Annotated in this window: 12 protein-coding genes; 8 read left to right on the top strand and 4 right to left on the bottom strand. The window is 67.2% G+C overall.

Features of this window, described 5'->3' with window-relative positions; all coding sequences use genetic code 11:
- Positions 1-38: 38 nt before the first annotated feature.
- Positions 39-803 carry a TlyA family RNA methyltransferase gene (locus tag ACUJ46_RS04555; protein WP_445389246.1) on the top strand — a complete coding sequence of 255 codons (765 nt, stop codon included), beginning with the start codon at positions 39-41 and terminating at the stop codon, positions 801-803.
- Positions 804-847: 44 nt separating this feature from the next.
- Here the strand turns inward: ACUJ46_RS04555 and ACUJ46_RS04550 are convergent, their stop codons facing one another.
- From ACUJ46_RS04550 to ACUJ46_RS04535, 4 genes are all read right to left on the bottom strand, one after another.
- Positions 848-1408 carry a phasin family protein gene (locus tag ACUJ46_RS04550; protein WP_445389245.1) on the bottom strand — a complete coding sequence of 187 codons (561 nt, stop codon included), beginning with the start codon at positions 1406-1408 and terminating at the stop codon, positions 848-850.
- Between the two features lie 293 nt (positions 1409-1701).
- Positions 1702-3084, bottom strand: a complete 1383-nt coding sequence (gene pgmG, locus ACUJ46_RS04545) for a phosphoglucomutase/phosphomannomutase PgmG (protein WP_445389244.1) — start codon at positions 3082-3084, stop codon at positions 1702-1704.
- Between the two features lie 72 nt (positions 3085-3156).
- Positions 3157-3567 (bottom strand): J domain-containing protein, encoded by a 411-nt coding sequence (locus ACUJ46_RS04540; RefSeq protein ID WP_445389243.1) that lies wholly within the window; start codon positions 3565-3567, stop codon positions 3157-3159.
- Positions 3567-4367 carry a division plane positioning ATPase MipZ gene (locus ACUJ46_RS04535; protein ID WP_445389242.1) on the bottom strand — a complete coding sequence of 267 codons (801 nt, stop codon included), beginning with the start codon at positions 4365-4367 and terminating at the stop codon, positions 3567-3569. The genes ACUJ46_RS04540 and ACUJ46_RS04535 overlap by 1 nt, the downstream gene beginning before the upstream one ends.
- Positions 4368-4458: 91 nt before the next feature.
- Here ACUJ46_RS04535 and panC point away from each other — a divergent pair, with 91 nt between their 5' ends.
- From panC to ACUJ46_RS04500, 7 genes are all read left to right on the top strand, one after another.
- Positions 4459-5304 (top strand): pantoate--beta-alanine ligase, encoded by an 846-nt coding sequence (gene panC / locus ACUJ46_RS04530; protein WP_445389241.1) that lies wholly within the window; start codon positions 4459-4461, stop codon positions 5302-5304.
- Positions 5301-7997 carry a bifunctional [glutamine synthetase] adenylyltransferase/[glutamine synthetase]-adenylyl-L-tyrosine phosphorylase gene (locus ACUJ46_RS04525; protein WP_445389240.1) on the top strand — a complete coding sequence of 899 codons (2697 nt, stop codon included), beginning with the start codon at positions 5301-5303 and terminating at the stop codon, positions 7995-7997. The genes panC and ACUJ46_RS04525 overlap by 4 nt, the downstream gene beginning before the upstream one ends.
- Positions 7994-8461: a peroxiredoxin gene (locus ACUJ46_RS04520; protein ID WP_445389239.1), complete on the top strand. Its 468-nt coding sequence runs from the start codon at positions 7994-7996 to the stop codon at positions 8459-8461. The genes ACUJ46_RS04525 and ACUJ46_RS04520 overlap by 4 nt, the downstream gene beginning before the upstream one ends.
- A 10-nt stretch (positions 8462-8471) precedes the next feature.
- Complete coding sequence (locus ACUJ46_RS04515; RefSeq protein WP_445389238.1) at positions 8472-9290, top strand: ferritin-like domain-containing protein; 819 nt, start codon at positions 8472-8474, stop codon at positions 9288-9290.
- A gap of 134 nt (positions 9291-9424) precedes the next feature.
- Positions 9425-10570, top strand: a complete 1146-nt coding sequence (locus ACUJ46_RS04510) for a M23 family metallopeptidase (protein ID WP_445389237.1) — start codon at positions 9425-9427, stop codon at positions 10568-10570.
- Between the two features lie 119 nt (positions 10571-10689).
- Positions 10690-11019, top strand: coding sequence for an iron-sulfur cluster insertion protein ErpA (erpA, locus tag ACUJ46_RS04505; RefSeq protein ID WP_445389236.1), 330 nt, complete (start codon positions 10690-10692; stop codon positions 11017-11019).
- On the top strand, positions 11016-11786 hold the full coding sequence (locus tag ACUJ46_RS04500) for an exodeoxyribonuclease III (protein WP_445389235.1): 771 nt from the start codon (positions 11016-11018) through the stop codon (positions 11784-11786). Before erpA ends, ACUJ46_RS04500 begins: the two co-directional genes overlap by 4 nt.
- Positions 11787-11794 lie beyond the last annotated feature (8 nt).

Genomic DNA, 11794 nt, shown 5'->3' with positions numbered 1-11794 from the left:
GCTCAAGGGGCAGCGGCAAAGATCCGGAGCCGGGGCTGATGGCCAGGCAGCGGGCAGACCAGATGCTGGTGGAACGCGGGCTGGCTGAAAGTCGCTCGCGTGCGCAGGCCCTCATCATGGCAGGGCTGGTCTATGCGGGCGAGCGCAAGCTCGCCAAGGCCGGCGAAATGCTGGCGCCCGATGCCCCGATCGAAGTGCGCGGGCGGGATCATCCCTGGGTCTCGCGCGGGGGGCTGAAACTGGCCCACGGTCTTGAGCATTTCGGCCTCGATGTGACCGGCGCGGTGGCGCTGGACATCGGCTCCTCGACCGGTGGCTTCACCGATGTTCTGCTCGCCAATGGCGCTTTGCGTGTCCACGCCGTCGATGTGGGCACCAACCAGCTGGCCTGGAAGCTGCGGCAGGATCCGCGCGTGGTGGTGCTTGAACAGACGAACGCCCGCGCCCTCACATCGGCCCACATCCCCGAAGCGGTGGACATCATCGTCTGCGACGCAAGCTTCATATCGCTGGCGAAGGTGCTGGAAGCAGCGCTCGGCTTTGCGAAACCGGGCGCGCATCTGGTCGTGCTGGTGAAGCCCCAGTTCGAAGCCGGCCGTCAGGAAGTGGGAAAAGGCGGCGTGGTAAGAGACCCTGCCGTCCATACGCGCGTGTGCGAAGAGGCAGCGGCTTGGGTCACGGGTCGGGGGTGGCGGGTGCTGGGCATCACGCCTTCCCCCATCACCGGGCCGGAAGGCAATGTGGAATTCCTGCTGGCTGCACAAAAGCAAGGGGCGGCAGAGCAAAGCTCCACCGCCCCCTGAGCATTACCGGCCGCAGCCGGAAGCCGGAGACCGATCGCTGACGATCAGTGCGCCATCGACTTCTTCACCTGGTCGGCGGCGAGCGCCATGCGGTTCGAAATCGGCTGCACCACGTCACCGGCAACCTTCAGCCAGGTCTCGGACAGCTGCGACCAGTTGGCGACAGCCTTCTCGAACTGCGACCTGGCATAGTCATTCTGCGCCTGGAAGAATTCCTGGGAAGTCTTGGCGCCGGTAACCGCCTTGAAGGCAGCCTGCGCATCCTCGACATGCTTCTTCGACGTTTCCGCGAAGTGGCCGGCAAGGGTCTCGGCGGCGACGCCGGCCGCCTTGGCGGATTCGATCATCGCCTCGACATTGCCCTTGGCGAAATCGCTCATCTCGCTCATCGTTTTCATGTTCTTCTCCATCAGCTCGCTCATCCTGTCGTTCATCTGGCCGAAGCCCGCCCCAACCTCGGCAACTGCCTCGGCAGCTGCTTTATTCACGGCGTCCACAGCCTCCTCGGCCGTTTTCTCAATCCCGGAAAAGATGGCGGCTGCCGGGGTCTCACCCGCAACGGTTTCAGCCGCGCCGCCCTGTTCGCTGCCTTTGCTGCCGCTCATCGCCATCTCCTTCGTGACGGGCAGCGGTGCCGCATCCCCGTCCGGTGCAGCCGATGCCGCCGATGCCGCCTTTACGGGGCGTGTCCGTCCGGCCTTGCGGCCAGCGTTCCCGCTTGTCCCGTTGCGTCGCGCAGACGGCGCCTTGGGGGGATTTTCCTGCGACATTCGCCGCACTCCATTGCTATGCTGCGTTGCACAATAGCAAGGAAAGGCCGCAGAGGCAACCGGATTCTTGTGCACCGCAGCATTGGCCATGCCGGCGGCGTGATGGGCAAGGCCCGGGCGCGTCAGCCTCAGTGCGAGACGGCAACCCGCTCCACGCCGGAAAGCTTCAGCTGGGCGTCGATGGCGGCCACCAGCCGGGCAAGCGCGGCATCGTCCTTTGCTTCCGCCCGCGCCACCAGCACGTCCTGCGTGTTCGAGGCACGCAGCAGCCACCAGCCATCGGGCGTGTTCACGCGCGCGCCATCCGTGTCGTTGACATTCGCGCCCTCGGCCTTCAGCCGTGCCTGCACTTCACGCACCACTTCGAACTTCCGCTCTTCCGAGCAGGGGAATCGAAGCTCCGGCGTGTTGATGACAGCGGGCATGGCGCTTTTCAGAGCCGTCAGCGATTGGCCCAGCACGCCCACGGCCTCGATCAGGCGGATGGCTGCATGCAGCGCATCGTCAAAACCATACCAGCGGTGCTTGAAGAAGATGTGCCCGCTCATTTCCCCGGCGAGTGGCGCGCCCGTCTCCTTCATCTTCGCCTTGATGAGGGAATGGCCCGTCTTCCACATCAGCGGCTTTCCGCCCAGTTCGGCGATGCGGTCGTAAAGGGCCTGACTGGCCTTCACATCGGCGATGATGGTGGAGCCAGGAAGCTCCTTCAGCAGCGCCTCCGACAGGATCGCGAGCAGCTGGTCCCCCCAGATGATTCGCCCTTCCCCGTCGATCGCGCCGATGCGATCGCCGTCGCCATCGAAGGCAATGCCGAAATCGAGCTTCTGTTCGGCAACGAGCTGGCGCAGATCCTCGAGATTATCCTCAACCGTCGGGTCGGGGTGGTGGTTCGGAAAATTGCCGTCGATCTTCGTGAACAGGGCATGATGTTCGCCCGGAAGCCGCTTCAGCAGCTTTTCGAGCGCCTCGCCGGTTGCGCCATTGCCTGCATCCCAGCCGATGCGAAGGGCCGGGCCGCTGAAATCGCGCAGCAGGCGATCAACATAGCGGTCCAGTATGTCAGCCTTGCGGGCGCTGCCCTCGCCATGCACCCAGTCCCCGTTGATGGCGGCTTCTCCCAGCGCCCGGATGTCGGCGCCATAGAAGGGGCGATCCTTCAGCATCATCTTGAAGCCATTGTAGTTGGGCGGGTTATGGCTTCCCGTGATCATCACGCCGCCATCGGCTTCCAGCTCCGATACGGAGTAATAGAGCATCCCCGTCGGGCCGAGCCCCACGCGCAGCACGTCGCAGCCGGCAGCCACCAGCCCGTCGACCAGCGCCTGCTCCAGCCGTGGGGAGCTGTGGCGGCCGTCATAGCCCACGCACACCAGCTTTCCGCCACCACGGCGCACCACGGTTCCGAAACCGCGCCCGATGGCTTCGGCATCCGCCTCGCCCAGCGTTTCGCCGATGATTCCGCGAATGTCGTATTCGCGCAGCGAGGTCGGGTGGAACGCATGGCTCTGCATGAAGGTCCTTTCGCGGGTTTGCGTCACAAGATGTGCAGCAAGCGAAGCGTTAGGTAGCCTTGCCTGCCCGCGTCAACCGGGTCGGCGGCGGTGAATTTGCAACAAAAGGTCACGCGCCGCATTCACGCGACGGGCAATGTCCGGGTCACCGCCCCGGTCGGGATGGACTTCGGCAATCCGTCGGCGGTGGGCGGCAATGATCTCGTCTTCCCCGGCATTGAGACCGACACCGAGGATCTGCCGGGCTTCCAGCTCGTCGAGCGGGATGGCGGAAACCCGCCGCCGCAACTGGCCGGCAAGGGCAAGGCCGGCCGTGGCGGCGGCAACTGCAAGCCCGGTCAGATGCTGGCCGCGCGCCACCAGCCATGCAGCAAGCCCGGCGCCCGCCACCAGCGCGATCTTGCGCCCGGCATCAGGCCCCAGCCGCCCCGTGAACCAGAGCCAGCCGAACAGGCCAAGGGCGGCAAGCGCCAGCAGCCCCATCAGGCGGCCTTCTGGCCGGGCACCCTGTCGGCAAGGGGAAGCTGCAGCGCACCGATCAGTTCACGAAGCTCCGCCCGGGCCGCCACATGGCTGACGGAGGCATCCTTCAGATGCGCGATATCGAGAAGGGTAAGGCCGCGCGGGAACAGTTCGCGGTAGATCACCCGCTCGGACAGGCCCGGCACCACGCGGAAGCCGATTCGCCGCGAAAGTTCCTCCAGCGCCGTGCCAACGCGCTTGCGGTTGCGGGCCTCCAGCGTCGAAAGGCGGTTCCTGAGCACCACCCAGTCAACCGTGCCGCCATCGCTGCGGGCGCGCGTCTGCCGCGCCTTCCAGACCAGCTCGGCATAGAAGCTGGGCTTGGTGACATTGTATTTTTCGGGATCGACCTGGCCCAGCAGGTCGAAATCGATGAAGCTGTCGTTGATCGGCGTGATCAGCGTATCGGCCCGGGCGATCGCCGCGCGGCCAATGTCGGAATCGCGTCCCGGCGTGTCGATCACCAGCACATCGGCATCCGTCTTCAGGAATTCGGCAAGCGCCGCATCCTGGCCGTCCTCGATCACCGTCACCGGCGGGACGATCAGGTCGAGTTTCTTGCGCTGAGCCCATTGGGCGCGGTTTTCGAGGTAGCGCGCCGTGGTGCGCTGGCGCCAGTCGCAGTCCGCCACGGCGACGCGCAGGCCCACGCTTGCCAGCGCAAGGGCTATGTGCACGGCTGTCGTCGACTTGCCGGACCCGCCCTTTTCGTTGCCCAATACGATCACGTGGGGCCCCCGCGCCCCCGCTTGCGTTGACATCTTACCCTGCCTCTTGCGAAGGCCGGCCCAGTGCCGGCGGGCGCACCTTGGCGACAGAAGGGTGCTTTCGTCAATCGAACGGAGGGTCGTGATGGAAACGGTGAGGGACGTGACGGCGCTGAGGGCCCGCATCAGGGCCTGGCGCGGCAATGGCGAACGTGTGGCGCTGGTTCCCACCATGGGGGCGCTGCACCCGGGCCACATGTCGCTGGTGGCGATGGCCCGCCGCAAGGCGCACCGCGTGATCGCCTCCATCTTCGTCAACCCCGCCCAGTTCGGCGCCGGCGAGGATCTGGACCGCTACCCCCGGCGCGAAATGGCCGATGCCGCGATGCTTCGCGCCGCCGGGTGCAGCCTGCTTTTCGCGCCGCCGGTCGAGGTCGTCTATCCCCCCGGCTTTTCGACGAAAGTGTCGGTCACCGGCCTCGACGAACCGCTGGAAGGCGCGGCCCGGCCCGGCCATTTCGATGGCGTTGCCACCGTCGTCTCCAAGCTGCTGCTGATGGCCTTTCCCGATGTCGCCGTCTTCGGCGAGAAGGACTGGCAGCAGCTTGCCATCATCCGCCGCATGGTCACCGACCTCGACATTCCCGTCGAGATCGTCGGCGCGCCCACCCTGCGCGAACCGGATGGCCTCGCCATGTCGTCGCGCAACGCCTATCTCAACACCGGCGAGCGGACGATTGCCGCCGCCCTGCCCCGCACCCTGCGCGCCGCCGCCATCGCCCTCAGGGATGGCGCGCGAGTCGCGGAAACGCTGGCGACGGCCCGCGCCTCGCTGCAGTCGGCCGGCTTCAGGCTCGATTATCTTACACTCGCCGACGAGCGCAGCCTGAAGCCGCTCGACCGGGTGGAGCGCCACGCCCGCCTCTTCGTGGCGGCAAGGCTCGGCACCACGCGGCTGATCGACAACTGGCCCGTGGACATGCCGGCATGAGCGCCGCGGAGGCACGCGCCGCCCTCGATGACGCCATCGCGCGGGCCAATGCCCATGCGCCCTTCCTGCGCGGGCTGATCCGGCGCGAACCGGAGCTGGTGGAGATGATGGCGGCCGACGGTTTCGACGCCGCCGTTGCCCATTCCATCGCCCGGCTCGACCAGGAGCATGCGGCCCGGAGCGTGCGCGAAGCCCGCGGCGGCGTCGCGCTCACGGTGGCGCTCGCCGATCTGTCGGGGGCATGGCCGCTGGAAAAGGTGACGGGCGCGCTGACCGATTTCGCCGACCGGGCGCTGGATTTCGCCATCCGCCAGGCCTTTGCCGAACGCGAAGCGGAGCCGGACGGGCTGGCGGCGCTGGCGCTGGGCAAGATGGGCAGCGGCGAACTCAACTATTCCTCCGACATCGATCTCATCTTCATCCACGACCCGGAACGCCTGCCGCGCCGCCCGCACGAAGACCCGACGGAAGCGGCCGTCCGGCTCGTGCGGCGCATCTCGGCGCTCCTCGCCGAGCGAACGGGCGATGGCTACGCCCTGCGCGTGGACCTGCGCCTGCGCCCGGACCCGGACAGCACGCCCTCCTCCCTGCCGCTGGGCGCCGCGCTCAACTATTATCAGTCGCAGGCGCTGGCCTGGGAACGCTCGGCCTTCATCCGCGCCCGCGCGGCAGCCGGCGACACGGCCATGGGCTGCGATTTCCTGGCCGAAGTCGAGCCCTTCATCTGGCGGCGAAGCCTCGACTATTCGGCCCTCGCCGAAATCCGGGAGGTGAGCCACCAGATCCGCGACCATTTCGCGGAGGGGCAGAAGCTGGGGCCAGGCTTCGACCTGAAGCGCGGCCGCGGCGGCATCCGCGAAGTCGAGTTCTACGCCCAGGTGCATCAGATGATCTTCGGCGGCCGCGACCGGACCCTGCGCCCGGGCGCCACCCTCGATGCACTGGATGCGCTGGCGCAGGCAGGACGCATCCGGGGCGAGGATGCCAGGATGCTGGCCGATGCCTATCGCCATTATCGCACGCTGGAACACCGCATCCAGATGATGGACGACCAGCAGACCCATGCCGTGCCGAAGCTGGCCGCCGGGCGGACGCAGCTGGCGGGCCTGTGCGGCGCTGCCAGCTGGAAGGCGCTGGAGGCCGATCTCGCGCCGCGCCTGAAGGCGGTGGCGAAACTCTATGACCAGCTGCTGGAAACCGGCGAAGACAAGCGCGGCGAGCGAATCCCGATGGATCCGGAAGGGGCCGGACGCTGGGCCGCAAAGGCGAAGATCAAGGATCCGAAGCTGCTTGCCACGCTGATCGAGGGCTGGCGTTCAGGGCGGATGCGCTCGTTGCGCGCGCCCGAGGCGATGCAGGCCTTCGAACAGGTGATCCCCGGCCTCGTGCAGCAGATTGGCAGTGGCCGCACCGGGCGGGAAGCGCTGATCCGGCTCGATCAGCTCATCACCGCCCTGCCCTCGGGCGTGCAGTTCTGGCGCCTGCTGGCCGCCCACCCGAAGCTGGCCGAAGTCGTCGGGCGGCTGCTCACCACCACGCCGCTCCTTGCCGACGCCCTCGCCCGGCGCCCCAGCCTCATCGACATCCTGCTGGAGCCGGCCTCGCCCCTGCCCGACATCGCAGCCGCCAGCCTCGAGCTCGCACAGGTGACGCGCGGGCTGGAAGGCGAAGCCCTGCTCGACCGGGTGCGCGAATGGACTGCCGAGCGCCGCTTCCTGTTGGGGGTCATGCTGCTCGATGGCACCATCGCGCCCGCCCGCGCCTCGCACGAACTGTCCCTGATGGCGGAAGCGGCCGTAGGCCTTCTGGCCGATGCCGTCACGCGGGACTTTGCCGTCAGACATGGCACGGTTCCGGGTGGCCGCCTCGTACCGCTGGCGCTTGGCCGCTTCGGTGGCGGCCAGCTCACGACCCAGTCCGACCTCGACATCGTGCTGCTGTTCACCGGCAGCTACGAGGCCATGTCCACGGGCGATCCGCCGCTGACGGCCAGCGCCTGGTTCAACCGGCTGGGGCCGCGCCTCATAGCCGCCCTCACCGTGCCCACGGCCGCCGGCCCGCTCTACGAGGTGGACACCCGCCTGCGCCCATCAGGCAATGACGGCCTGCTTGCAGTCAGTCTCGACAGCTTCGAACGCTATCAGCGCGAGGAAGCCGGCATATGGGAGACGATGGCCCTGACGCGGGCACGCCCCATTGCCTGTGCGCCCGAGGATGCCGCAGCGGCCCAGGCTGTCATCGACAGCATCGTCTCAGCCCCGCGCGACAGCCAGGCGGTGTGGCAGGAAGCGGTGGAAATGCGCCGCCACATCGCGAAGCACAAGCCACAGGCCGGCCCCTTCGATGTGAAGCTGATGAAGGGCGGCCTTGTCGACATCGAGTTCATCATCCAGGCCCGCGCGCTTGTTTCGGGCCATCCGGTGCCGCCAAGGCTGGCGGATGCCGCCGCCCAGCTGGCGCCCGAACTCGTCGAGCCGGCGCGCCTGATGATGGACCTGCTGGTGATGCTGCGGCTGGTTCAGCCGCATGACGCCAGCGCCGCGCCGGATGCAGCTGCCGGCGCGCTTCTGGCACGCGCATGCGGCAAATCGGGCCTTGCCGCCCTCAAGGCAGATCTTGCACAAGCGCGCGGTATCGTCACCCGCTGCTGGTCCGAAACCTTCAGCCCTTCCCCGCAGGAGAAAAACCGATGAGCCTCGAAGTCGGAAGCCCCGCACCGGATTTCACCCTCGATACGCCGGACGGCCCCGTCAGCCTCGGTGACTTCGCCGGAAAATGGCTGCTGCTCTATTTCTATCCCAAGGATGACACCTCGGGCTGCACCAGGGAAGCCATCCAGTTCACCGGCGCCGCCGGCGATTTCGCCGCCCTCGATGCGACGATCCTGGGCGTTTCGAAGGATTCGGTAGCGAGCCATGCGAAATTCGCCGCCAAGCATGATCTCGGCATCCGCCTCGGCTCCGACCCGGAAGGCGGGACGGTCGAGGCCTATGGCGCCTGGGTCGAAAAAAGCATGTACGGGCGCAAGTACATGGGCATCGACCGCTCCACCTTCCTGATCGGGCCGGGCGGCAGGATTGTAGCGCTGTGGCGCAAGGTGAAGGTGCCTGGCCATGCCGATGCCGTGCTGAAGGCCCTGAAGGCGGCCCGGGGCTGAGGCGCCGCTGATGGTGGACAGCCTGCGCACAGCGGCCGTCACCGTCCTGCTTACGGCTGACGCCGCCGGAAAGGCGCTGGCCGCCCGGGATCTCAGGCGGCGATGGCAGGCGGGCGAACTGGCGCTTTCGGCCGAAGGACCGGCCATGCCAGATCGCCCGGCCCGCCCGGAAAATCCCCGGCTGCTGCCACCCAATGCCATGCCCAAGCGTGGTCGCGCCGGTTCGCCCCGCGCGCGCTTCGCCCTGCTGCACGCCCTTGCCCACATCGAGCTCAACGCCATCGATCTCGCCACCGACATGGCCGGCCGCTGGGGGCCGGACATGCCGCCTGCCTTTACCGATGACTGGCTCCGCATCGCCGACGAGGAGGCGATCCACTTCTCGATGCTGTCGGGCCTGCTGGCCGGCATGGGGGGCGCCTATGGCGACCTGCCGGCCCATGACGGCCTGTGGGAAGCCGCTCAGGCAACGGCAGGCGACCTTCTGTCCCGGCTCGCCATCGTGCCGCAGGTGCTGGAAGCGCGCGGGCTCGATGTGACCCCGCCGATGATCGCGCGGTTCGAGGCGCAGGAGGACCGGGAAGCAGCCGCCGTGCTCAGGCGCATCCTCGCCGACGAAATCACCCATGTGGAAGCGGGCAATCGGTGGTTCCGCTACCTGTGCGGCGAATCATTTGCAGAACCCATGGGAACCTTCCGCCGCCTCGTGGGTTTGCACTTTCGCGGAGCTGTTAAGCCGCCATTCAACGATTCAGCGCGGCGACAGGCCGGTCTGACGATGGACTGGTATGTCGGCCTTGGATTCCCCGATTCCCCTTCTAAACCGTAAATCACCGTTGCGCGGTCATGGGTTCCGGCCCGTTTCAGGCAGCGGGACGAGTTGAACGAAAACCAAGTGAGTGTGCTGTCCGGCCTTGTGCCGGATCCGCTGCCAAGGGGTCGAAAAGACGAATGCAGGAAAAGGTGAAACGTGCGGCCGCGCGAGTGTCCGTCGCTGTATCCGCCCTGCTTCCCGATCGGCGGATCCACATCGAGACCGACAGCGGAAAACGCTCCATCAGCATCGGGACGCGCGAACAGCTCATGGGACTCGCAACCACTGCCATGATCGCCGGCTGGCTCACGGTAAGCACCGTCGGCGCAATGACCACGGACAAGGCCGCAGACCAGCAGGCAGAAGCTGAACTGGCGCGCATGGCAGCCCAGATGCAGGCCCTGAAGGCCGACACCGTCGCCCTCAAGGGCAGCGTCGCCACCACCGCCCAGCGTATCGAAGCCCGCCAGCAGTTCCTCGATGCCCTGCTGACCGGCAAGGCCCGTGGCGCCGACCTCGCAGACCTTCTGCCCCGCACCACCCGCCGCATTTCCGCCGAAGCGGCGGCCGCTTCGGGCGTTCTCGCACCGTTCGCCGCGCTCGAGCAGAAGCAGCTCGCGCTGGTGGACCGCGCTTCGGCAACCGCCGAAACCCGCCTCCGCGATGCCGAAGCACTCATCGGCCGCCTCGGCCTCAATCCGGGCCGCTTCGTTGCCCAGTCTTCCGGCAAGTTCATGCATACCGGCCTCGGTGGTCCGTTCGTTCCCGCAACCGAGGATGCAGCCGGCGCCGACCCGCGCTTCGCCGAACTCTTCATGAACTGGCAGCGCGTGGAACAGCTCGAGGAAGCCATGGCCTCGCTGCCTGCCTATATACCGGCCAAGAGCTACACGCTCACCTCGGGCTTCGGCTTCCGCTATGACCCCTTCCACGGCAAGGGCGCCCGCCATGCCGGGCTCGATCTCGCCGGCGCCCATGGCGAACCGATTTATGCCGCGGCTTCCGGCCGCGTTGTGCGCGCCGGCCGTTTCGGTGCCTATGGACTGGCCGTCGATATCGACCATGGCCGCGGAATCACCACCCGCTACGCCCATCTTTCCAGCGTCAAGGTTTCCGCCGGGGACCGTGTGGACATGGGCCAGAAGATTGGCGGAATGGGCTCGACCGGGCGCTCGACCGGCACGCACCTCCACTATGAGATCCGCATCGACGGCCAGCCGGTGAACCCGCGCCCCTTCGTCGAAGCGTCGACCTACCTCCTCGCCTTCCAGACCGAAACGGCCGGACCGCGCTGAAACGTCGCGCCGCCCGGGATTCCGGGCCGCGCCATGACTGCGGGCCAAAGCGGGGATTCCTGTTGGCCGGAACGGTGTCCGTGGTTGCGAGCAGGCCGCGGCGAGCCTAGATAGTGTCCATGGCCGATATCGCTCTCACTCCTGCGGCAGCTGCACGCGTTGCCGCGATAGCAGCCCGGCAGGGCCGTCAGGATCCGCGCCTGCGTCTTTCCGTGGATGGTGGCGGCTGCGCGGGCTTCCAGTATAAATTCGAGCTGGCCGATGCCCCGGCCGAGGATGACACGGAAATCGTGACAGATGGCGTCGGGTTGCTGGTGGACAGCATCAGCCTGCCGCTGGTTGCCGGGTCGGTCGTCGATTATGTCGAGAATCTGGGCGGGGCCGCCTTCCAGGTCCGCAACCCCAATGCCGCTTCCAGCTGCGGCTGCGGCACCTCCTTTTCCGTGTGAGGATCGCCAGCTTCAACGTGAACGGCATTGGCGCCCGCCTGCCCCGCCTGCTCGACTGGCTGGCGGAAGCCAAGCCGGATGTCGTCTGTTTGCAGGAAATCAAGACGGAAACCGCCCGTTTCCCCTTCGACGCCATCGAAGATGCCGGTTATCACGCCCTTGTCCATGGGCAGAAGGGCTTCAACGGCGTCGCCATCCTCTCGCGGGAACCCGCCGAAGAGGTAGGGCGGACTCTGGCCGGCAATGACGGGGACGAACAGTCACGCTGGATCGAGGCCGAAGTCGGCGGCATCCATATCTGCGGCCTCTATCTTCCCAATGGCAACCCGGTGCCCGGCCCCAAGTTCGACTACAAGCTGGACTGGATGGACCGGCTGGCAGCCCGTGCCGCCGCGCTTCTGGCTTCGGAGCGGCCTATCGTGCTGGCAGGCGACTGGAATGTCTGCCCCACGGACCACGATGTCGCACGACCCGACATGATGGCCGAGGATGCGCTCTGCCGGCCGGAATCCCGCGCCCGCTTCCGCGCACTTGTCGCCAGCGGCTGGACAGATGCGATCCGGGCCCGGCATCCGCACGCCGAAGTCTATACCTACTGGGACTATCAGGCCGGGGCTTGGGCGAAGAACTGGGGCCTCAGGATCGACCACCTGCTGCTGTCCCCCGCTGCGGCGGACCGCATGCTGGATGCCGGAATCGACCGCGATGTCCGGGCCGGCGAACGCGCCAGCGACCATGTCCCGGTCTGGGTTGACCTGGCCGGGTGAATCTCTCC

Source organism: Sandaracinobacteroides sp. A072, assembly GCF_052616365.1.
The sequence above is the reverse complement of the archived record's forward strand: the minus strand, read 5'-3'. Positions and strand labels throughout refer to the sequence as shown.